The organism is Aquimarina rubra (genome assembly GCF_042684305.1).
GTDB classification, from domain to species: Bacteria; Bacteroidota; Bacteroidia; order Flavobacteriales; family Flavobacteriaceae; genus Aquimarina; species Aquimarina rubra.
Genome location: NZ_JBHULE010000002.1, coordinates 550,488 through 573,786 on the forward strand (window position 1 = coordinate 550,488; position 23,299 = coordinate 573,786).

Sequence of the window (23,299 nt, forward strand, 5' to 3'; positions counted from 1 at the left end):
CTTTGAGTTTTTGAACTCAACTCATGAAATACATATCACTCGTCCTTATATTATTATTAGGCTCTTCATTATTTGCACAAGGAGAAGCTAATAACTGGTATTTTGGGCAAAATGCAGGAATAAATTTTAGCACAACACCTCCTACTCCTCTTACAGACGGAAATATAGACACTTTGGAGGGTTGTACTACTATTTCAGATGCTACCGGTCAATTACTGTTTTACACAGATGGAAGAACCGTATGGGATCGAAATGGTCAGGCTATGTCAAATGCGAATTACAATGGAGGTACTGGTCTTTTAGGTGATCCTTCTAGTACCTCAAGTGCATTGATCGTACCTCAACCCAATGTTTCTAATAGGTATTTCATTTTCGCTGTAGATGAACCTCATCATGAAAATGCAGCTACGTACCCTAATCAAAACACAGGGTTCCCAGTAGATGAAGATGATGGTTTTAATAATGGATTTACCTATTCTGTTGTAGATATGACTTTAAATGGTGGATTGGGAGATGTAGTCGTTAGTGAAAAAAATATTCCTCTGATTACATACGACACCTCAGATAATGCTGAAAGTTCTTATAAATGTTCTGAAAAAATTACTGCTGTAAAAAGTGATGATTGTGATTCTTTTTGGGTAATTACTCATTTTATTGATACCTATTATGCATTTAGTATCGATCAAACAGGTGTAAATACCACGCCCGTAACATCACAGGTTGGAGTAACAGTACCCATTTCAGGTTATAGACGGAACGCCTTAGGATACCTAAAAGCTTCACCCGAAGGAGATAAATTAGCGGTAGTACATTTTGGATTAACCAATGTAACTGGTGGCGATGGACCGGGAAAAGTATTGTTTTATGATTTCGATAATAGTACAGGAGTTGTAAGTAATGAAATAGAATTATACGATGGTGATGCACCTTATGGTATTGAATTTTCGCAAAGCGGTGAACGCTTATACACCACAGTTGGTATTGGTCCTGGTGGTCGCGGTGATGCATTTTTGATGCAATTTGATCTTACCTTACCGAATAATCAGATCGCTGCAAGCGGAACAAGAATTCTAAATGAAAATGGACAAGACACTTCTAATTTTAGTGCCGGAGCATTGCAATTAGGACCAGATGGAAGAATATATAGAGCTTTGTATGATTTTAACTCTGGAACAGGAAACTTTCTTGGAGTGATAGAAAACCCGGAAGAGTTGGCTGCGAATATCAACTATAGTGATAGAGGGTTATCAGTAAATATCGACGGAAGAAGAGGTTCCAGGATTGGATTACCTCCATTTATTCAATCAATTTTTGCTCAGACAATTGATATCATTAACAGTGGAGACCCCAACAATGTGAATTTAGTGCTTTGTGAAGGAGACACCTATAGATTAGAATATCAAGATATTTCCACAGCAACTTATACTTGGTTTATTGATGATGTACAGATCACAAACAATACTTTTTTTCTAGATATTACCACTACTGGAAATTATCGTTTAGAAATAGATCTCAATGATGGCAGTTGCCCTCTGATTGGTGTAGCCAATGTAACCTTTTTTGAAGTCCCTACTGTTCAAAACACACCTGCTGATCAAATTATTTGTGATGATAACAATGATGGAATTACAGACTTAGATCTCTCTGCATATGATGCAACAATTTTGGGAACCCAAGATCCTAATCAGTTTCAAATACGTTATTTTAGATCGATCGCTGATGCGGATGCAGATATAAATGAATTACCTCTAAGCTTCACTACTGAAAACAATCCACAAGTTATTGCTGCTAGAATTGAAAATATGGGAAACATCAATTGCTATGACACCACTAGTTTCCAAATAGAAATTTTTGATGGCCCTACAGCTTTTGCAACTAATCCCATAGTTACTTGTGATAATGCAGATGATGGTGATGATACCAATGGCATGATTGTATATGATTTAACCACTGCCAATACAGATATATATAATGGTCAAAGTGCTGCTGATTATACCATTACTTATCATACCACACTTCTTGATGTGCAAAACGGTGTTAATGCAATTGCTGATCCCACAAATGCCATATTATCCAATACGATGACTGCTGTATACGCAAGACTTGAAAATAATTTGAACACCGATTGTTTTGACACTTTAGAAATTCCCGTAACTATCAATTTGCTGCCAGATGCCAATCCCTCATCCTTAATACAGTGTGATGAATATAATGACCTTACTGATGGAATCACATTGTTTAACCTGAACGAAGCAACGAATCAGATTACAGGTGGCGCTTCAGACAGAACTGTTATGTTTTTTGAAGATATAGTATCTGCTAACGCGGGAACACCTTCAATTATAAATACTGACAGCTATCAAAACACAATTGCTAATCAGCAATTATTTGTTCGGGTTACAGATGATATTAATAGTTGTTTTAGGGTCACTACTCTAGATCTTCAGGCAAGTATTACCTCAGCAAATAACGCATCTTTGCCAACTTGTGATAATGATGGCACAGAAGATGGTTTTGCCGAATTTATAATGAGTGATGCAGATGCAGATATTCTAAATGGAATTACCACCCCTAACTTATCAGTTGTCTATTATGAATCTATTGATGATGCATTAAGTGAAACCAATCCGATAACAACCTATACCAATAGTACTCCAGGAACCCAAGGACAAGATATAGTCTATGCCAGAGTAGAAGATAATCTAAATCAATGCTTTGGTATCAATCAAGTTGCGCTTTTTGTCAATCCATTACCCGATATTGAAGATCAGGATGAAGCATTTATATGTGAAGGAGCCAGTGTTATTATTGACTCAGGATTAGAATCTGGTAATCCGAATGATTTTGATTATCTATGGTCAACAGGAGAAACAACCGAAAGTATTACGGTGACTGCAGCTATGGATTATACCGTAACTGTTACCAATCAATTAACAGGATGTTTTAAAGACAGAACCGTAACCGTTACAACCTCATCACCAGCTACCATCATCCAACCTATTGAAATCAATGATGCATCTGATAACAATACGGTTATCATCAATTATACAGGATCTGGTGATTATGAATTTGCAATAGCGTATAACGGAAGTAATATCAGAACCTATCAGGATAGTCCAACATTTACAAATGTCCCTCCTGGATTTCATACGGTTTATGTTAGAGATAAAAATGGATGTGGCCCTGAAACTACACAAGACATTTCTGTGGTAGGTTTTCCCAAATATTTCACTCCTAATGGAGATGGTTTTCACGAAACCTGGAATGTAGAAGGAATATCATCTCAAGTCTTAGGTAACTCCATCATCTATATTTTTGATCGCAGCGGTAAATTACTCAAACAATTAGTACCTTCAGGTAATGGTTGGGATGGAACATATGGAGGAACTCTAATGCCATCCAGCCAATATTGGTTTCGGGTAAAACTGGGTGATGGCAGAATCCGTACAGGAAGCTTTTCCTTAATACGATAAACTTTCCCTAAAAGTTGTATCGCTTATTAAAAAACGTTGCAGTATTCTGTATCTTTATTCAGAAAAGAAAGAGCATACAATGAAGTTCGAACTCAAGTCAGATTTCAAACCCACGGGAGACCAACCTCAAGCAATAAAGCAACTTGTAAATGCTATGGAAGCGGGAGAAAAATATCAAACGCTTTTAGGAGTAACAGGATCTGGTAAAACGTTTACCGCCGCTAATGTTATTTCACAGGTTCAACGACCAACGCTAGTATTAGCACATAACAAAACCTTGGCAGCTCAATTATATTCTGAGTTTAAACAGTTTTTCCCAGAAAACGCGATAGAATATTTTGTTTCCTACTACGATTATTATCAACCAGAAGCCTATATCCCGACAACTGGAACCTATATAGAAAAGGACTTGTCGATTAATGATGAGATTGAGAAATTAAGATTAAGTGCTACTTCATCCCTACTTTCAGGGCGTAGAGATGTACTAGTAGTAGCATCAGTTTCCTGTCTTTATGGTATAGGAAACCCTGTTGAATTTCAAAAGAATGTAATCTCTATCCAACAAGGTCAGTTTGTTTCCAGAACAGCATTACTGCATAAATTAGTTCAAAGTCTATATTCCAGAACTGAAGCAGAATTTAATCACGGTAATTTTAGGATTAAAGGAGATACGGTAGATATTTACCCAAGCTATGCTGATGATGCATTTAGAGTACATTTTTTTGGCGATGAAATAGAAGAAATAGAAGCCTTTGATGTGCAAACCAATGAAATTATAGAAAAATATGACCGCCTGAATATTTATCCTGCCAATATGTTTGTAACCTCGCCAGATGTGTTACACGGAGCGATTGATCAAATTGCCTTGGATTTAGGAAAGCAAGTTGAATATTTCAAAGAAATAGGAAAATTTCTGGAAGCTAAGCGACTAGAAGAACGTACCAACTTTGACTTGGAAATGATCAAAGAACTGGGATACTGCTCCGGAATCGAAAATTATTCGCGATATCTGGATGGTAGAGAACCGGGAACCAGACCTTTCTGCTTACTGGATTACTTTCCTGATGATTATTTAATGATTATAGATGAAAGCCATGTAACAATCCCACAAACACATGCGATGTATGGTGGTGACCGCTCCAGAAAAGAAAATCTGGTAGAATATGGTTTCAGACTTCCGGCCGCTATGGATAACAGACCCTTAAAGTTTGAAGAGTTTGAAGCGCTTCAAAATCAAGTGATCTACATCAGTGCCACACCTGCAGATTACGAGTTGCAGAAAAGCGAAGGAACCTATGTAGAACAAATCATTCGTCCAACGGGATTACTGGATCCAATCATCGAAGTACGACCAAGTCTAAATCAGATAGATGATTTGATTGAAGAAATGCAGAAGCGTATCGAAAAAGATGAGCGTATACTCGTAACGACACTAACCAAAAGAATGGCAGAAGAACTTACTAAATACCTAACCAGAATTGATGTTAGATGTCGATATATACATAGTGATGTAGACACACTGGAACGTGTAGAAATTATGCAGGATCTACGAAAAGGTCTTTTCGATGTATTAATCGGTGTAAACCTACTTCGTGAAGGATTGGATTTACCAGAAGTATCATTAGTTGCTATTTTGGACGCTGACAAAGAAGGTTTTTTACGAAATAACAGATCTCTTACACAAACCATTGGTAGAGCCGCTAGAAACGTAAACGGATTAGCAATTTTGTATGCAGATAAGATCACTCGAAGCATGCAGGAGACCATTGATCAAACCAATTATCGCCGCGAAAAACAAATTGCATATAATACCAAACACGGAATTACACCTACGGCTATCAAAAAATCCTTGGATAATGCATTGGCTGGTAAAAAAGTGGAACCTTATCAATTTGAAACCGCTCCAACGTTAAAAGCAGCCGAAGAAGAAACAGCCTATTTCACAAAAGATCAGCTAGAAACTCGAATTCGTAATGTCCGTAAAGAAATGGAAAAAGCAGCAAAAGAGCTCGATTTTATGACTGCTGCCAGATTGCGAGATGAAATAAAAATGTTACAAGCAAAGGTACAAGACCAAAAAGTATAGTTTTATATACACGTACATACTTAAATAGTTAAATAGAACTGTTCACAAGGAGCCTATAGAAATGTGTCGAAGTACTTTGCAAGTGAGACTAACTTAAAATTAAAATATATGAAATCCATAGAAAAATTCATAGAAGGCATTCCTAAAACAGAACTTCATTTACATATAGAAGGAACTTTTGAGCCTGAATTAATGTTTGAGATTGCCAAAAGAAACCAGAAAAAGATTCCATATAACTCAGTCGCCGAATTAAAGAATGCTTATAAATTCAATAACCTTCAGGAGTTTTTGGATATTTATTATGCTGGAGCCAATGTATTGATCACTGAGCAAGATTTTTATGATCTTACCTGGGCATATCTCACAAAAGTACACGAACAAAACGTAGTACACGTGGAGATATTTTTTGATCCTCAAACCCACACAGATCGAGGTATTCCTTTTGACACAGTGATTAAAGGAATTCGCTCTGCACTAGAAGACGGTAAATCTAAGCTAGGTATTACTTATAAATTGATCATGTCTTTCTTAAGACATTTAGATGAAGCATCTGCTTTTAAAACCTTAGAACAAGCATTACCCTATAAGGATTGGATCAGTGCAGTAGGATTAGATTCATCAGAAGTGGGTAATCCTCCATCAAAGTTCGAAAGGGTTTTTGCTAAATCGATCGAAGAAGGATTTCTTACTGTTGCACATGCCGGTGAAGAAGGTCCCGCGGAGTATATCTGGGAAGCCTTGGATTTACTTAAAATCGTAAGGATTGATCACGGTAACCGTTGTCTGGACGATGCAAAATTAGTAGATCGTCTTGTTGACCTGCAAATGCCATTGACTCTTTGCCCATTATCCAATTTAGAATTAAAAGTAGTACAAGACCTGAAAGAACATCCTATAGCTGAGATGATGAAAAAAAATCTATTGGTAACTGTTAATTCTGATGACCCGGCTTATTTTGGAGGATATATGAACGAAAATTATCTGGGAATTGCCAAGGCTTTAGATCTTTCTAAAGAACAAATCGCAACCTTAGTAAAAAATAGTTTTACAGCAAGCTGGTTGACCGATCAGGAAAAAGAAATGAGAATTCGGGAGGTTGATGCGTATCTAAATAGGATCAGTTAACAGTATTTTAAATCAAACAGATACAATATAATCTCTACTATAATTGCGACAGTTAGTTTTATGGAACTTAAGGCAACCAAATCATCTTCATACCATTATTTTTCTTAATTTAGAAAATGACTAAAATGGATAATGAAATATCAATTGAATTTTTAGACCATGTAGCCATTAGGGTAAAAGATATGGATATATCCATGGCGTGGTATCAAAAAGTATTGGATCTAAAGAAATACCAATTACCAAAATGGGGAGAATTTCCTATTTTTATGCTTTCAGGAAAATCTGGAATCGCTTTGTTTCCTGCTAACCTAAATGATCCCCAATTAGATTCAAGTTCAAGAAATATAAAAATTGACCATTTTGCTTTTAACGTCACGAATGAAAATTTTGAAAAAGCCAAAAAACGGTATAAAGAACTGAATTTAAGCTTTGAGATAGAAGATCATCATTATTTTCATTCCATATACACAAATGATCCTGATGGACATATTGTTGAATTGACAACAATTATGGTTAACGAAAATGAATTTTATTCTAAAGCAAAATAAAACTATTTACACAACCAGCCTCTAAAAAACAATAGCTTTTCAAGCTTCATCGATAGTTGACACATAAGAGCAGTGATATATTAAACAAAAAAAAAGAAACAGGCTGTGATTAGCATGGCTATTTCATCCAAATTGAAAATTAGACCTTACATACCAGACGATAAAGAAGCAGTGATTGAATTGCTTGATTTAAATATTCCAAAGTTTTTTGATAGGTCTGAGAAAGAGGATTTACAGAAATATTTAGAGACCGAAATAGAAGATTATTATGTAGTAGAAGAAAACGACCAAATTATAGGCGCAGGTGGAATTAACTATTCTACAGAAGGTCATACCGCTACAATTTCCTGGGATATAATTGCACCAAACACCCAGGGAAAGGGAATCGGAAGAAAATTAACCGAACATAGAATTAAACATATAAACAAAAACGATGAAATTGATTTGATCGTTGTAAGAACTTCTCAATTTACCTTTAAATTCTATGAAAAGATGGGGTTCAAACTCGTGAAAATTGAAAAAGATTTTTGGGCAGATGGTTTTGACTTATATTTTATGGAACAGGAAAACAAAATGTAATAGAGTAATTCGAATAACTTATAAAATCAATATTACCTGATGAATGTCGAATTACTAAGACATATTGAATTAATTTTAGGAAGCATTGGTGTTATCTTGGGGCTTTTTTTCTCAACACTCTTACTTACATCTTATCAAAAACAGCTAAGGGCAAACGTATTTTTAGCAATTTATTTACTCGCATTTAGTCTGCGAATAGGCAAATCATTATTTCATAACTATTTTGAGATCAACGCTACGCTTCGAACTTTTTTTCTCACAACCTTACTATGTGTTGGTCCTTCGATATGGTTGTATACCAAACACCTTTCAAATCCCAAGCTCCCATTCAGACAAAAAGAATGGCTTCATTTTTTGTTATTTTTTGTCATAGTCAGTATTTGCTGGATAATTCCTAATAATGGCTCACCGATATTTGGTGTTTATTACAACTTCCTGATATTCCATATGTTTTGTTATACCGTGTTTTCCATATTCTGGTTAAAGAATCAGGAAATTTCTTTGTTTGGAAGGAAAAATAATGACATAAAGAAATGGCTCAATTATTTTTTGATCCTAAACCTGCTATTCATTGTTATTTATTTTTTGATATCAGAATTCATCACTTCATTGTACATCGGCATATCATTTCTATTTTCAACAATTATTATTTCGCTATCCTTTTATGCATTGAAAAAGCCATATGTTTTCAAAGCGTTTACAGAAAAATATCAGAACTCTACTATAGAACGAAATGAAGCATCAAAGATCATGAGAAAATTACAAACCTTAATGGAAGAAAAAAAACTGTACTTAAACCCTACCTTAAGTTTGTTTGAATTAAGTGCTGAACTGAGTATTTCATCAAAAGAACTCTCCCAGGTTATTAATCAAATTGAATCAAAAAACTATTCTCAATATATTTCAGAATATAGGGTTAAAGAAGCTCAGCACTTGCTAACCGCTCCTGATTATTCGAAAATAACCATTACTGCAATTGCATATGACTCCGGTTTTAATAGTATTTCCACCTTTAATTCTGCATTCAAGAAACATTCAGGAATGACAGCTTTTGAATACCGAAAAGCAAACGAATAACATTGATCTTTATCTATTTAGTATGCCTAATTCATGAATTCGGTGGTATTGAAACGATAAATCTTTCAAATTTGAATTTTAATCAAACCCTTAATTCAAAATGAGAAAATTAATGATCCTTTCTTTAGTCGCTCTAAGTTTCTTAGGCTGTAATCAAAACTCACATCAACCTCCTACTCATAACTTTACCGTACAACGTCTTATCATCATAAATGACAATAACGAAATACTGATGTCCCGTGAGGAAAATGTCTGGGCGACTCCTTCTTTGATTTACAATAAACGGCAATATCTAAAAGAAGCGCTTGATAGTTTATCGAATGCCTATGGTGTTAAAATTGCTGATCTAGAACTTAGAGGTAAATTTTCTTATAAATATGACTACCACCCCTATGCAACGTTAAGGGATTATTTTGTTGCACGCTATGTTAGTGGAGAAATCAAAATCCCAGAAGGTCTTGCTGAAGCCAAATGGATGCCAATCCCTGAAGCAATCGAAAAAAACTCTGTAACATCCATTAAAGAAATTACAAAACAAATTATAGAATTTCCGGATGTTGTTTGGGGCGGATCGTTTATGGTTAGTCACGTTGGAGATCATCATCCAACTAAACTAGTAGAACCTTTTTATCCTCTTTTTAGATCAGAAAAAAAGAACTAAGAGGAACCAGATTATCAAGCGGTTTAAGTGTTAAACTAAACCGCTTTTTATTTTCAAAAATGTATCTTTCAAATTACAAACCAAACTCTATAAACTCATTACCAGATGTTTAAACACACAATACTTAAATAAATACAAAATGAGAAAAAAAATCCTGATGATAGTATTAGCATCCATCTTAGCAATTGGATGCAACGCTGTGGAAAAAAAGTATGAAATAGCTGGAAACCAAAGTAAAATCATCAAAGAAATGATAGATGCCGTAAACGAAAAAGACCCCGAGAAATATGTAATAGGTTTTGCGGATAATGTACGAGTGTTTGTCGAATCCGATATGAAAGTAGACGGAAAAAAGAATCTAATGAACAACAGGTCGCAACATTTTGAGAATCATCCAAATGTACGTTCAGAAATACAGCATTTGGTAGAAATAGATAACAAAGTAATTTTACATGACAAAGTCTGGCTGGATAAAGCAGATAAAACAGGTCAAGACATCGTAGAGATTTTTACCTTTGAAGAAGGAAAGGTAATTAGAGTTGACGTGATCCAACCTAAAGATTTATTTCGTAATTAAAAAGTAATCTTACCAAACAATTTCTTAAAAAGAAATAATTTGTTGTAATTCTATAATACCTTCAAAAATTCACCGACATTGATTATCTTTAGGAGTGATGAATTACATGTTACTATATTTCAACTGGTATAAATTAAATACCGTAATGATCCCAATCAAGAAATCCATCTGTTTACTACTATTACTAATATGTATTTTGGGCTGTAACTCCATCACTGAAAAAGATATTGTGATAAAACCATTACCTGCAAAAACCGAGGAAGCTCAAGCCAAAATAATATCTGTGCTTAGCGGAAATGAAAAAACAAACAACTCACAGGATATCATAAATAGCAGAACAACTGTTGAGGAAAAACGAATAGCCAGAGCATATCTTTCTCAAATCATAAAACAATTAAATTTAACTCCTGTTACACACAACTATCAGGAACCGAATACAAATGCATTCATTGACCTATTGATTGGTCCATTTAAAGGAACAAATATATTTACTAAAGTACCCTCTAAAACAAGCTCTAATGAATATGTAGTTTTAGGAGCACATTATGATACTGCTCGTAATTGTCCCGGAGCCAATGATAATGCATCGGCGATTGCTGTACTTTATGGAGTTCTTAAAAAACTATCTGATCTACAATCCCTAAATAAAAATGTGATTATTGTGTTTTTCGACCAGGAAGAAGAAGACCTTGTGGGTAGTAGAGCATTTGCCAAATATTTAATAAAAAACAATTTCAATGTGCACTCTGTTCATACTTTTGATCAAATTGGATGGGATAAAGATGCAGACAAAGCGATAGAATTAGAACTACCAACACCCGAGATCGAAACTTTATATAAAACACAGGCCGATAAACTAAATATTCCCATTTATATTACCAAAGTTAATTCTACAGACCATCAATCATTTAGAGAGGCAGGGTTCAATGCTGTTGGTATCACCGAAGAATTTGCAAATGGTGATACTACTCCATTTAAAGATACTGAAAATGATACGTTTGAAACTATAGATATTGAATATATAGCGTCCACAACTGAGTTGATTTTTGAAGTTATACAGCAATTAGTAACTGAGAATTAATATGAACAACACAAAACAACAGAAACGTATCCTTATTTATTCTATCACTCTCGTAGTGTCTTTACTATTATTTTTATTTAAGGGTATTCAATATGCGATTCTTGGTAGTTATATACCCATAATACTATCCGTAACCATAGTCTTTATTTTTTATTTTCTGAGAAGAAGAAAAAAGCCTTTGAATATAGCTCTAAAGATTTGGGCAATTTTGATGATTACCTGGTCAGTTATTAGATTGTTTATAGGACTAGTAGATCATTTTGGAAAAGAACTCATGGAAAATCATTTACAAGAAAACCTGGGAATTTTTGGGACACTAATAAGCATTACTTTTTTAATACTCGGATTTTTTCTTCTTAACAAGAAGAACAGAAGTAACTGGCTCCTTAAAAATTTTGATCAAGAAACTTAATAAAACTAAGGTTCTAAAATAAAAAAGCAAAACTCTAGTTGATCAATTAAAAACAAAAAACAATAATAGTCAGAAAGGAATCAAAAAGTTATAGAAGCAATGATCTTCTTTCCGAAAGAACTTCCAAAATTAAACTTAGTTCAATCCATAGAAAATAATCGGATTAAGATTCTTGGCTAACGCTCCAATAAGGTCACAGGAAAACCTTTAGGGATGTTTCTGACTATTCTTTTAGTTATTTTGAATAATGTAATCATCATTAAATCCACCTTCGGTAGTATCCAACCCTCTAAAACGACCTCTACAAGCACACCAATGTATATCATTCCCTTGGTATCTTCTAAAAAGTTCTTCTAAAGAAGTATTAACATCTACCATAACAACATTTGCATCATAAGCATGAAAAAGAGCACTATACCCTGGCGCTGGAAGCAACCTAAGATTCGGTGTGTTCGAATAAGAAGAAAACACCTGATCAGCCGGTAAGGAGGCAGGACCTTGACTTAATAATTGTTGTGTATAACTAAAATCCAAAAATCGACCAACAGGTGTATACACACTAAACGTAGTATTCGCGGGTACTTGACAATATATATACCCTTCTCCGGTTGTGGGCCACTCACCATGTCCACATAAATAAATATCAGCCATTTGTTTCTAGGTTTTAAGGTCACAAAGTGTCTTCACAGACTATCTAAATATATAAAATAATCCATAACGAATAGATAAAAGTGTATCAAAATTATTGATTCATTATAAATTCAATTAAAACCTTAAAATTGATTTAAAAAAAATGGAAAATTAAGTCTAAGTGTTTTCAATAAGAAGATAATGACATACAAATTGTATTTTCCTACTGATATAACTACTCCTCTTTACAATATCAGTTTCAGTCAATATTTTCGAATATTTCAATAAAAGCAGAATGAATGAGGTAATCAAAATCAAAAATTGCAGCTATAGCATATAAATAATCACTATTTTTAGTGGTAGCTAAAACTACATAGTTTTGATAGAAATCATATTATATTCTTGGGTTCAAACCGCTACTATTCTCGACATTCCAACCATCAAAATCAACTCTTTATGAATGATTTGCAAATTGCCAAAAAAGTTACCCTCACTCCTATTTCCTCCATCGCAGAAAAGTTTGGTATTGATCCGGATCAAATAGAAATGTATGGTAAATACAAAGCCAAATTACCTTTACACGCTATCAATAAACAAAATTCTCAAAAAAGCAATCTGATTTTGGTTTCTGCTATTTCTCCTACACCTGCAGGAGAAGGAAAAACTACCATGTCAATCGGATTATCAGAAGGTTTAAATAGGTTAGGTAAAAAAACAACGGTAGTTTTAAGGGAACCTTCTTTGGGTCCTGTTTTTGGAATTAAAGGTGGTGCAACAGGAGGCGGTTATTCGCAAGTATTACCAATGGAAGATATCAATCTTCACTTTACAGGTGATTTTGCCGCCATAGAAAAAGCACATAATCTACTGGCAGCCATTATTGATAATAATATCCAAAGCAAAACCAATACGTTATTATTGGACCCAAGAACTATCAGTTGGAAACGTGTCGTTGATCTAAATGATCGTGCATTACGCCGTGTCATTGTAGGATTGGGTGGAACCACGTCTGGTGTGCCCAGAGAAACCGGATTTGACATCACAGCTGCTTCAGAAATTATGGCAATTCTTTGTTTAGCAGAGAATTTAAGTGATCTCAAAAAACGTTTAGGGAATATCTTTATAGGCTATACGTATGATAAAAAACCTATTTATGCCAAAAATCTAAAAGCTGAAGGAGCAATGACTGCATTGCTTAAAGACGCTATAAAACCAAACTTAGTACAAACTATAGAGGGTAATCCGGCTATCATTCACGGTGGACCTTTTGCAAATATCGCACAAGGGACTAATACCGTCTTGGCTACGCTAATGGGTATGTCACATTCTGAATATACAGTTACGGAGGCAGGTTTTGGGTTTGATCTGGGTGCTGAGAAGTTCTTTGATATCAAATGCCAGAGTGCCGGATTAAAACCAAAAGTCGTAGTACTTACAGCTACCATACGTGCCTTAAAATATCACGGTGGTGCCGATTTAAAATCATTAACCATTCCGGACACAGAAGCCTTAATAAAGGGATTACCTAATCTAGAAAAACACCTGGAAAACATTGCTAAGTTTCATGTAAAACCGGTTATATCCATCAATAAATTTACATCGGATAGTGACGCAGAAATTGATATTATCAAAAATTTTGCAGCATCAAAAGGTGTGAGAGTTGCTCTGGCGGAAGTTTGGGCAAAAGGTGGAGAAGGAGGTCTAGAACTAGCTAAACAAGTTATTGATGTTGTAGCATCAGACACCTCAGATTTCAAACCGTTATATCAATGGGAATCTCCCGTGATGAATAAAATAGAAACTATTGCAACAGAAATTTATGGTGCTAAACATGTTGACTATACGCCCAAAGCAAAAGCTCATTTAAAGAGAATTACTAATTTAGGCTTAGATCACTTACCCGTTTGTATTGCAAAAACACAAAAATCATTATCTGATAATCCAAAATTGTTAGGCAGACCCAAAGACTTTATTCTTACGGTAAGAGAGATTGAAATTGCTGCCGGAGCAGGTTTCTTAATTCCGATTACCGGTGATATTATGAGAATGCCGGGATTACCTGCACATCCGGCATCCGAAGGAATAGATGTCACTGATGATGGAGAAATTACAGGTTTGTTTTAAATCTTCAGAAAACTAAATTCTTGTACATCGTGATTTTTTTCAAAAACCTATTCAAATCCTTCAGTACAAAAGTTAATACCAATAATTTACTTTGTGGAATTGGGGACTCTGAAATTCATGAAAACACCATATTGATATCCAATTATCCTTTTGAGCCATCCTTTGCACATCCGGAAAAGCTAATTAAAGCTATAGAAATTGATGCTATCTGTGTTGATTTTGGGGCTTTAAAAATTAAAATAAAGGATGATATTGTTTTTGTTTCAGTAGAGAAAAAAGATGCATTGAAAACATTCGCAGAAAAAAACAACATTCCGCTAATACCTCATAGTTGGAACTGGGATTGGATTCTGGAACCCTATCTTGATACAGAATTTACAGAAGAAAATAACAAACGGGTTACAGCCAGGCTTCTGGAAAATGGTTTCAGCAAAATTGAAATTAATACTATCAGAAAAGAAGTTGGAAAACAGATGTACAAATATAACTTTGATACTATGTTATGGGATTGGTGCAGTTTATCCTTGTTTGATGTGTTATCAGCAATGCGTGCAAAATATAGCAAAGAAGAGTTTCGAGAGTTTTACAAAAGAGCTATCGAAATAGAAAAACGTAAAAAAACAGTATCTTAGATTTTCGAAAAATAACGTTTAAACGGACTTATTATCGAATAAGATAAGGTATTATAATCCATTTTAATCTATTGTGGCATCCAACGTCTCGTCTGATATAATTTAGAAGCAATCCAAGCAGCTACCACCATTTCTAACCAACTTAATGGAAGCGTAATTAAAAGAATACTCCAATTAGACAAACCCATATTGGCAGTTGCCACCCAAAAGATTACAAATACACATAACCAAACGATCGTACCGGAAACGAAAACAGATTGAAAACGGTTACCAAATTCTCTGGCATAAAGCCAAAATAAAAATACCAAAAGCGCCGATAACAACATATCCCAGAATCCCCAAATAGAAAAGATAGTTATATTCATTTCTGCAATACCGCTTTTATGGTCAAAAAATGATTGCACACGAGGCATAACCAAAACAAAATATCTAAATACTTCGGAAACATTAATCCAAATACTTGTTAGTAGTGTTATAATAACAAATTGCTTTATTCTGAAATCATTTATCTTCATTTCTAATTTATATTAAGGATTTGTCTAATGGTTTTCATCACCATATCAGGAGCAGGAAAATCTGGAGTTGACCGGTATATAGCTATAGATTTTTCTAAATCACTAATTTGCTGAACTAAATCTATACTTCGATTGGAAGAAAAATGAGCAAATCTTAGATTTTTTGGATTTATTATTTGTTGATCAATTAGAAAGTCTATTTTTCGATTACATCGACAAGGGTTTTTGCTATTTACCAAACCGCATTTTTTATTCAAAAAATTTCTAATTTTTGTTCTGGATCTAGACAATTTCTTTCTAAAATTTTCTGCAGTAATTTCCATAATCTCAGAACCCTCTATACTATTGAAATCAAGTATTTCGGACAAAATGTAGACGATTCTATCCTCTTCATTAAGACAAAGCAACAATCCTTGGGTACAACTAACTTTTACTTCCTCTTCTAACAAAGACAACACTCCTTCGTTTTTAGAATATCTAACCACATCTGATTGACCTAAATCGATTAAATCTTCGTAATTTTCAAAAGGCATAGCAAATTCTTTAGCTTTTTTACCTTTTTCAGTTAGTAAATAATTGGTAGCGACTCTGTAGACCCAAGTTGTAAACTGGCTCTTATGCTTATAAGTGCTTAGATGCGTTATTATTCTTATTAGGATTTCTTGTGTCGCATCTTTTGCATCTTCAGGATAAAGTAACATCTTAAGAGAAAGGTTATATACTAAATCCTTAATCTCAATGATTACTCGTTCCAGCGCTTTTTTATCTCCTGAATTCGCTTTTTCTACTAACTCTTTTAGGTTTTCATTCATATCTTCTATTGGTTAGACAATTGAAAGATACAAAGTGTGACATTTTACACTAAAAAAATATATATAAAACTTCAAGAATTCTAATGAAAGGCAGAAAGGCTTAATAAATACTTAGATTTATGTTATTATTTCAATATTTTTAATAATTACACTTTCATTCCTTACGTAAAATATCCTGTATTATTTTTAAGTGATGTTTCGTATGTATTTTTAGAAACTGCTTGGCCTGCTTTTTATTTAACTGACCAAAAACAGGATGGATAAAATTCACATCAGCATCGAAACTCTTAAAATCTGCAATATTTTCTCTGGCAATTTCTAATTGAGATAGTATATCTTCGGTTTGTATATCGTCTGGCGGCAATACAGATCCGGGAGACTTGCCTTTTCCTCTCGGTATGTATCCAAACGCAAAGGAAAAGCGACGAGCCAGGTTAAAACGTTTTTCATAAACGGTTGGATCAGAACTCTTAAGTACATCGTGAATTCTATTAATAACTTTTAGACTATGATCAAGATGCCAAGCGATTGGCACTTTAGAAACTTTAGTATTCACCCTGTCTCTAAACTGAATCAAATATGCAATATCGTATAATTGGCTATCCATATACTCCTTCTTAGCATCATTAATATCTCCTTGTCCATACTCCCCCAGAAAGCCAAGTTGCAAATACCACTTAACGCTAAAAACACTCCTTTCATTGTGTTGAATAAAAATTTTAACTTAAAAAAAGCTCTTTACCAAATACTTACCATTAACAAAAAGTATTTTTAACAAAAAAATGAAGGGAAAATCTCACAAAATTTTAAAGCGACAATTGGGGTAGCTTTTATATTAATTTCTTACTTTCGTATCCTCACACTTTTCGTCTAGATCATAATTTAAGATAGTATCCTTCATCTGATCTAGATTCTTATCACATTATTAGGGCTTAAACTGATTTTTAAATACTATAAAGTACGTCCTAAATGAAACTAATTTTATTATCGATATTTACTAGTGTATTTGCCATAGGTACACCAAAAACAAGATCAGAAAGTACCATAGATGGTATTTTCATCACCTCTACAGACCCTATATCCGGAAGAACCCTAATGATTGAAGAAGACGAATATTCTATATGGGTATATGTATTGAATTCTGACAAACAAGGAATTGATTTTGATGGATTTCTTTGTTCTGTTGTCGATCCTGAATCCATCACAATTAGTCCAAAAGAAGCAACCAAAAATGGGAATGCCCCTCCTTTAACTACGAATTATGCAAATAAATACAGTTATATCAAAAATATTAAACCGAAAGATATAAAAGTGCATTGGAAACAAAGTAGAATAGAAATAAAACTAAAAAAAGAGACATATCTTATTATGGATTTAGAAACTAAAACTAGTTATTCTAAAGCGCTTTCTGAAGACTGTTATTACGGAAACAAATTATAAATTATTTTTATCCGCATCATCATCTCTATTTTTAGATTTTAGGCGTTTGGCATCTTTAAGGCTTTTATGAATCATCCATTCTAACTGTCCGTTAACACTACGAAACTCATCATCTGCCCATTTTTCGATTAACTTAAAAGTTTCGGGGGATATTCTAAGAACAAATGATTTTTTCTTACTCATAAATTATGAATGTAATGTTCCTGTATTAATCACAGGGGTAGCCTCTTTGTCACCACATAAAACCACCATCAAGTTACTTACCATAGATGCTTTCTTATCCTCATCAAAATCAATAATCTTATCTTCTGATAATTGAATTAAAGCATCCTCTACCATCCCAACAGCTCCTTCAACTATCTTCTTACGAGCAGCTACTATCGCCACAGCTTGTTGTCTCTTTAACATCGAACTGGCTATTTCCGGAGCGTAAGCCAAATATCCTATTCTCGCCTCCATCACCTCTATTCCGGCTATCATCAATCGTTCGGTAATTTCATTTTCTAATGCTTCATTTACTTCATCCATACCAGATAGTAATGTCACTTCTATTTCGCCTTCAGCAAAGTTATCATAAGGGTAAGAACCAGCCAATTTTCTAACAGCTGCATCCGTTTGTACTCTTACAAAATCTTCATAATGATCCACATCGAATGCTGCTTTATATGTATCACTTACCTTCCAAACTAAAATTACATTGATCAAAATCGGATTACCAATTTTATCATTCACTTTTACTCGCTCACTATAAAAATTCCTGGCTCTTAATGAAATTCTTTGTTTTGTATAAAAAGGATTAGCCCAAAAAAATCCATTTTCCTTTATCGTTCCTTTATAAGCTCCAAAAAGGACCATTACCTTCGAGCTATTTGGATTTACTATTAAGAAACCTTTGATAATTAAGATTATAACAAGTATAGAAATTAAAAACAAAGGGTTTTTGCTAACTAATAAGCCAAAAATTGTGCCTCCTATTACCAATAGCAATATAAGTAACATTACATAACCACTACTCGCCTTTAAACTTTTTTCTTTTTTCATAATAATATCATTTTGATATCACAATAATACAAAAAAAAATTAAAACCCTGCAATTAAACATCAAATATGATTCTTCCAAACAAAAAAAGCACCCTCATAGAAAGGGTGCTTCTCGTAACATTAACTAACTAACTCAAAACTTCAAATCAACTTATGAAATCTCTATTAATCGTTTTGGTTGTACTTTTGCTTCTTCTTTTTTTGGAAGTGTAACGGATAAAATTCCGTTATCATAAGAAGCTAGGATATCAACACTATTTACAGTATCCGGTAAGGTAAATGAACGCTTAAACGTACTGTAACTAAATTCTTTTCTGGTGTAATTATCTTTTTCTTCGGTAGTTTCGTTTTTAACTTCAGAAGAAATCATTAATACATCATTATCTAATTCTATATTAAAATCTTCTTTAACCAATCCAGGTGCCGCAAGCTCGATAACGAAGTCATTGTCGTTTTCTTTTACATTTACAGCCGGGGTATTGAAACTAGTTTTATTCTCATTTACAATCCCACCAAACCAATCAGTATTAAAAATGTCTTCAAAAATTAATGGTAATCTGTCTGTTCTTTTTATTAAACTCATTGTATTATATTTTTAAGTTATTCTATATTCAAATTTCAAAGAGTATATAGCAATTAAGATTCCATTACAGTTTTTAAGACATTATGTCATCTTTTCAGTCTAGAGTAATGTCATTTTGTCTTAATAATATTAGTTTTAATGACAAAAGTTCAAAAAAAAGCCCTTAAGTAAAACTTAAGAGCCTTTAGTATTATAAATAATCTGTAAAGATTAGTTGTAGAATCTGGTAAAAATCGTAATCAGTTCTTGTGGTGGAATTACTTTGTTAGGGTAGTTATGCATTTCTTTTAGCACTGTATCAATTGCTTCGGGTCGTAACCCCATATGCAATCCCATTTCTCTGATTTTATGCAACTCAGATGGATTAGTTTCCTGATCCACATTCATTAGAAGAACCAATCTATGAAATTGTAATATTCTCTGCGACTCTGGTTGTAAATGTCTCTTCTTTGCTTCGTTACGCACGATATGACCAATTTCTTCTTCTGTTACTCCAAGTTGAGCAGCCACTGCCAAAATAAAATTATATTCCTCATCTTTTATTTTCTTATCAGCCTTCGCAAATTCGATCATTTCTGATAACAAACTTAATTTCTCTTCCTTACTATACATCGACAATTATTAAATTTTAAGCATACAAATATCATATAAACATATTTGTTACGGAACACAAACGATATTTTTTTCCTGAAGTCATTTAAAAAAGTACCTTTGCCGTATGGGATTAACTAACAATGATATTTTTAAAAAATTACGAGTAGCTCACAAATTGCGGGATGACGATATTGTAAAAATCTGCTCTTTGGTAGATTTTAAAGTCACTAAAAGTGAGCTTGGCGCTATTTTCAGAAATGAAAATCACCCAAAATATATGGAATGCGGTGATCAGATTTTACGTAATTTCCTGAATGGACTTATTATTCACCTCAGAGGTCCCATGCCCGAGAAAAAAGCTAACCCGTCGGAAAATAAAAAAACCTAAGTATCTACTTCAAAAAATAATTGCTTAATTTGGATGAGAAGAATCTATTAAAACTCTTAACAACTCATCAATCAAGTATCCATGTTAACAAAACAGGAAAAACAGATATTCCGAGAAGATCTATTCAGGCATTTAGATGGAATTGCTATTGCTCCAGTGGCATATTCTTTATTCAAAAATAAAATTACCGATCACCTCTTGCTTCACAAAACTGTTACTATAGAAGAGATCACAAAAGAGTTTAAAGGAAATGACGGGTATCTTAATGTCGGATTACGGATGTTATCTTCACAAGGATGGTTAGATTATAAAATTGAACAAAATTCGATTTTTATTTCGGTAAACGAACGTACAAAAATAGCATTTGATCATTTTTACTTATACGAAGGCGTTGTAGATCTTTTGGAATACTCAGGTAAATTTCATCCCCGAAAATTCGAATTAGAACCCTTTCAAAAATTAGAAAAACTTTTAAATGCTTACCAGAATAGATTAGATTTAACGACTACTGAAGATTTGTTGACCAATGGGATACAGCATCAAATTCTTAAACATATTGAAGGTATTCTTGTAGGACCTACTATTGTGCATCTGGGAATGGGTGGCATGTTTCATAAATATTTTATGGAAGCTTCTTTTAGAGCAGATGAATATCATCGTTTTCCGGATAGTTTTGATACAATTCTTACTTTTTTAAGTTATTTAGGATGGTTTCGCAAAAACAAAGACAATTATTCATTTACTGATAAGGGGTTATTTTTTGCTAAAAGAGCAACTGCATACGGAGTAACAGTATCTTACATCCCTATGTTCAGACAAATGAATGAATTGCTATTTGGAGATCCAAACGTTTTATGGAATACAGAGAAAAACACGGATGAGACTCATGTAGATCGTGAAATGAATGTTTGGGGAAGCGGAGGAGCTCATTCCACTTACTTTAAAAAGATTGACGAGATTATTATTAGTTTATTTAATAAACCATTAGACGAACAACCTAAAGGAATATTGGACATGGGTTGTGGAAATGGCGCTTTTTTGATTCATCTTTTCGAAATTATAGAATCTAAAACATTAAGAGGAAAGCATCTGGATGATCATCCTTTGTTTTTGGTTGGGGCGGATTACAACAAAGCTGCTCTTAAAGTTACCAGAGCTAATCTAATTCAGGCCGATATATGGGCCAAAGTTATATGGGGTGATATTAGTGATCCCAATCTTTTGGAAAAAGATTTAAAAGAAAACTACAATATAGAATTAAAAGACTTATTATCGGTACGTACTTTTCTTGATCATAATAGAATCTGGCATGAACCAATGTCAAAACTAAATGCCCCAAGCGTCTCTACCGGAGCATTTGCTTTTAGAGGAAAACTATTGGACAATAATGATGTAGAACGCAACCTAAAAGATCATTTTGAAAAATGGGCTCCACATATTGCCAAATTTGGATTAATCGTTATAGAGTTACATACGATTTCACCGGATATTGCTGCTAAGCATATCGGAAGTACAGCCGCAACTGCCTACGATGCTACTCACGGATTTTCTGATCAGTATATTTTGGAAATTGAATCCTTCCTCAAAATTATAGAAGAAATAGGACTAAAAAGTGATCCTGCGTACTTCTCCAAATTTCCTGATTCTGATTTGGCTACCGTAAGTATACATTACATTACCGGAACCTAACTTACCTAACAGATTTTAGAATAAAATTAAGCCTAATAAAAAATCCCGGGTGATGAAGCCGGGATTATTCTTGTAACAAAACTATACTCTAGGAAGCAACTACACGCACTGGCATGGTGTAAAACTTAATTCCAGTATCGAGTTTTGTTTCAATTTTTTGGTAGTTCAATCTTCTTTTAATAAAACCTTTAACCATATCGCTATCAGAATCAACTGAAAGAACTACGATCTCACCTTCGCTATTTAAGGTAAACGTAACGCTAGCTTCAATTTCGTCTTCAACTTTAAATGATGGTTTTTTTAATAACTCTTTAATCTCTTTTGTGAAATTAGTTTGTGGCTCTGTTGATTTTGTACTTGCAGTTGCAATACTGCTGATTGCAAAAGCTACTGCTAACAGCATAACATTTAATTTTTTCATTCTATTCGTTTTTATTGATTTATATATACAAGACGAACAGAACACGTTATTTGTTACAATACCAAAATATGTTTAACAACAGATTAACAAACTAACAAATGGTAGTTCATTTGGTCAAAAATGATTATGAGACGATTATAGTTAGAAGAGATATTAAAACTATAAAGTACGAAGAAATATAAAATTATTTTTAATTACAAAAAACTATGCAGCCTGCTCAAAAGCTATATAATTAACAAGCCTTCCTCGTTTATCTCGAACAGGGAAACCTTTGATATGACACAAGTACGTAGATCTGTCTTTTTTATAATTTACAATAGATACTTCAAACGGCTCGTTTTTGTCTATTGCCTCTCTAATAACCTTTGATACTTTGGGATCTGTCTTTTCACCTTGGAACATTTTAGGAGTGTTTCCTATAACTTCATTAGAAGTATATCCACTCATTTTTTCTATGTTATGGGTGGCATAGACTATTTTAAGATCAGGATTAGTTACAACGATAACTGCTTTTTTATTCACTAATTCGTTATGATAAATATTTTCAAAATCCCATTTTTTAGATATCTTATTTAAAGAATCCAGATCATTTTTAAAATTATTTAAAGACCAATTGTGCTCTCCGTAAAATTCCCAAGAAGAAAGTGGCAATACTAAGGCTTGCGAAGTATTGTAATATTCTGCCATCATTGTATCGTATCCCTCAAACTCTTTCATAGCGTGTTTTTTACAAAATTATAGATTAAAACCAAAACTGTAGATTGAACAAAAGTTAATTATACAAGTAAACAAACGTTAAATCTTACATAAA

25 protein-coding genes are annotated in these 23,299 nt (G+C 33.6%); 15 read left to right on the forward strand and 10 right to left on the reverse strand.

Features of this window, described 5'->3' with window-relative positions; translation table 11 throughout:
• Positions 1 to 23: 23 nt before the first annotated feature.
• From ACFSR1_RS02930 to ACFSR1_RS02975, 10 genes are all read left to right on the forward strand, one after another.
• Positions 24 to 3,473, forward strand: a complete 3,450-nt coding sequence (locus ACFSR1_RS02930; protein ID WP_378289453.1) for a T9SS type B sorting domain-containing protein — start codon at positions 24 to 26, stop codon at positions 3,471 to 3,473.
• A 79-nt stretch (positions 3,474 to 3,552) separates the two neighbouring features.
• Positions 3,553 to 5,559 (forward strand): excinuclease ABC subunit UvrB, encoded by a 2,007-nt coding sequence (gene uvrB / locus ACFSR1_RS02935; RefSeq protein WP_378289455.1) that lies wholly within the window; start codon positions 3,553 to 3,555, stop codon positions 5,557 to 5,559.
• Between the two features lie 108 nt (positions 5,560 to 5,667).
• Complete coding sequence (locus ACFSR1_RS02940) at positions 5,668 to 6,684, forward strand: adenosine deaminase (RefSeq protein ID WP_378289457.1); 1,017 nt, start codon at positions 5,668 to 5,670, stop codon at positions 6,682 to 6,684.
• A gap of 125 nt (positions 6,685 to 6,809) precedes the next feature.
• On the forward strand, positions 6,810 to 7,232 hold the full coding sequence (locus ACFSR1_RS02945; RefSeq protein WP_378289459.1) for a VOC family protein: 423 nt from the start codon (positions 6,810 to 6,812) through the stop codon (positions 7,230 to 7,232).
• 114 nt (positions 7,233 to 7,346) lie between these two features.
• Complete coding sequence (locus tag ACFSR1_RS02950; RefSeq protein WP_378289461.1) at positions 7,347 to 7,811, forward strand: GNAT family N-acetyltransferase; 465 nt, start codon at positions 7,347 to 7,349, stop codon at positions 7,809 to 7,811.
• Positions 7,812 to 8,480: 669 nt separating this feature from the next.
• Positions 8,481 to 8,888 carry a helix-turn-helix domain-containing protein gene (locus tag ACFSR1_RS02955; RefSeq protein ID WP_378289463.1) on the forward strand — a complete coding sequence of 136 codons (408 nt, stop codon included), beginning with the start codon at positions 8,481 to 8,483 and terminating at the stop codon, positions 8,886 to 8,888.
• Positions 8,889 to 8,988: 100 nt separating this feature from the next.
• Positions 8,989 to 9,549 carry an NUDIX hydrolase gene (locus tag ACFSR1_RS02960; RefSeq protein WP_378289465.1) on the forward strand — a complete coding sequence of 187 codons (561 nt, stop codon included), beginning with the start codon at positions 8,989 to 8,991 and terminating at the stop codon, positions 9,547 to 9,549.
• Positions 9,550 to 9,688: 139 nt separating this feature from the next.
• Complete coding sequence (locus ACFSR1_RS02965; protein WP_378289466.1) at positions 9,689 to 10,126, forward strand: nuclear transport factor 2 family protein; 438 nt, start codon at positions 9,689 to 9,691, stop codon at positions 10,124 to 10,126.
• Positions 10,127 to 10,271: 145 nt separating this feature from the next.
• Complete coding sequence (locus ACFSR1_RS02970) at positions 10,272 to 11,207, forward strand: M28 family metallopeptidase (protein WP_378289468.1); 936 nt, start codon at positions 10,272 to 10,274, stop codon at positions 11,205 to 11,207.
• A gap of 1 nt (position 11,208) precedes the next feature.
• A complete protein-coding gene (locus tag ACFSR1_RS02975; protein ID WP_378289470.1) occupies positions 11,209 to 11,619 on the forward strand; it encodes a hypothetical protein in 411 nt (136 codons plus the stop codon).
• 231 nt (positions 11,620 to 11,850) lie between these two features.
• Here the strand turns inward: ACFSR1_RS02975 and ACFSR1_RS02980 are convergent, their stop codons facing one another.
• Entirely contained in the window at positions 11,851 to 12,270 is a 420-nt protein-coding gene (locus ACFSR1_RS02980; RefSeq protein WP_378289472.1) for a putative adhesin, read from the reverse strand.
• Positions 12,271 to 12,705: 435 nt separating this feature from the next.
• On the opposite strand from ACFSR1_RS02980, the gene ACFSR1_RS02985 reads away from it, so the two are divergent.
• Both ACFSR1_RS02985 and ACFSR1_RS02990 read left to right on the forward strand, forming a co-directional pair.
• On the forward strand, positions 12,706 to 14,373 hold the full coding sequence (locus tag ACFSR1_RS02985) for a formate--tetrahydrofolate ligase (protein ID WP_378289474.1): 1,668 nt from the start codon (positions 12,706 to 12,708) through the stop codon (positions 14,371 to 14,373).
• A gap of 29 nt (positions 14,374 to 14,402) precedes the next feature.
• Positions 14,403 to 15,005, forward strand: a complete 603-nt coding sequence (locus tag ACFSR1_RS02990) for a hypothetical protein (protein ID WP_378289476.1) — start codon at positions 14,403 to 14,405, stop codon at positions 15,003 to 15,005.
• Positions 15,006 to 15,073: 68 nt separating this feature from the next.
• Here the strand turns inward: ACFSR1_RS02990 and ACFSR1_RS02995 are convergent, their stop codons facing one another.
• The 3 genes from ACFSR1_RS02995 to ACFSR1_RS03005 form a co-directional block, all read right to left on the reverse strand.
• Positions 15,074 to 15,520, reverse strand: a complete 447-nt coding sequence (locus tag ACFSR1_RS02995) for a hypothetical protein (RefSeq protein ID WP_378289478.1) — start codon at positions 15,518 to 15,520, stop codon at positions 15,074 to 15,076.
• 2 nt (positions 15,521 to 15,522) lie between these two features.
• Positions 15,523 to 16,332, reverse strand: a complete 810-nt coding sequence (locus ACFSR1_RS03000; protein ID WP_378289480.1) for an RNA polymerase sigma factor — start codon at positions 16,330 to 16,332, stop codon at positions 15,523 to 15,525.
• 154 nt (positions 16,333 to 16,486) lie between these two features.
• Positions 16,487 to 17,002: a DUF1569 domain-containing protein gene (locus tag ACFSR1_RS03005; protein WP_378289482.1), complete on the reverse strand. Its 516-nt coding sequence runs from the start codon at positions 17,000 to 17,002 to the stop codon at positions 16,487 to 16,489.
• Between the two features lie 299 nt (positions 17,003 to 17,301).
• Between ACFSR1_RS03005 and ACFSR1_RS03010 the strand changes: the two genes are divergently transcribed.
• Positions 17,302 to 17,772, forward strand: a complete 471-nt coding sequence (locus ACFSR1_RS03010) for a hypothetical protein (RefSeq protein ID WP_378289484.1) — start codon at positions 17,302 to 17,304, stop codon at positions 17,770 to 17,772.
• On the opposite strand, the gene ACFSR1_RS03015 is transcribed toward ACFSR1_RS03010, so the two are convergent.
• The 4 genes from ACFSR1_RS03015 to ACFSR1_RS03030 form a co-directional block, all read right to left on the reverse strand.
• On the reverse strand, positions 17,767 to 17,955 hold the full coding sequence (locus ACFSR1_RS03015; protein WP_378289486.1) for an Arc family DNA binding domain-containing protein: 189 nt from the start codon (positions 17,953 to 17,955) through the stop codon (positions 17,767 to 17,769). The two genes, ACFSR1_RS03010 and ACFSR1_RS03015, sit on opposite strands and share 6 nt — an antisense overlap.
• A gap of 3 nt (positions 17,956 to 17,958) precedes the next feature.
• Complete coding sequence (locus tag ACFSR1_RS03020) at positions 17,959 to 18,813, reverse strand: SPFH domain-containing protein (RefSeq protein ID WP_378289488.1); 855 nt, start codon at positions 18,811 to 18,813, stop codon at positions 17,959 to 17,961.
• 151 nt (positions 18,814 to 18,964) lie between these two features.
• The gene (locus ACFSR1_RS03025; RefSeq protein WP_378289490.1) at positions 18,965 to 19,396 is read right to left on the reverse strand and encodes an Hsp20/alpha crystallin family protein; all 432 of its coding nucleotides are present in this window, start codon (positions 19,394 to 19,396) and stop codon (positions 18,965 to 18,967) included.
• Between the two features lie 210 nt (positions 19,397 to 19,606).
• Positions 19,607 to 20,008 (reverse strand): TerB family tellurite resistance protein, encoded by a 402-nt coding sequence (locus ACFSR1_RS03030; RefSeq protein WP_378289492.1) that lies wholly within the window; start codon positions 20,006 to 20,008, stop codon positions 19,607 to 19,609.
• A gap of 106 nt (positions 20,009 to 20,114) precedes the next feature.
• On the opposite strand from ACFSR1_RS03030, the gene ACFSR1_RS03035 reads away from it, so the two are divergent.
• Positions 20,115 to 20,378 (forward strand): DUF1456 family protein, encoded by a 264-nt coding sequence (locus ACFSR1_RS03035; protein ID WP_378289494.1) that lies wholly within the window; start codon positions 20,115 to 20,117, stop codon positions 20,376 to 20,378.
• Positions 20,379 to 20,459: 81 nt separating this feature from the next.
• Positions 20,460 to 22,067, forward strand: coding sequence for a class I SAM-dependent methyltransferase (locus tag ACFSR1_RS03040; protein ID WP_378289496.1), 1,608 nt, complete (start codon positions 20,460 to 20,462; stop codon positions 22,065 to 22,067).
• Positions 22,068 to 22,155: 88 nt separating this feature from the next.
• Here ACFSR1_RS03040 and ACFSR1_RS03045 read toward each other — a convergent pair whose 3' ends face one another.
• Entirely contained in the window at positions 22,156 to 22,488 is a 333-nt protein-coding gene (locus ACFSR1_RS03045) for a hypothetical protein (protein ID WP_378289498.1), read from the reverse strand.
• A gap of 204 nt (positions 22,489 to 22,692) precedes the next feature.
• Complete coding sequence (locus ACFSR1_RS03050; RefSeq protein ID WP_378289500.1) at positions 22,693 to 23,205, reverse strand: PAS domain-containing protein; 513 nt, start codon at positions 23,203 to 23,205, stop codon at positions 22,693 to 22,695.
• Positions 23,206 to 23,299 lie beyond the last annotated feature (94 nt).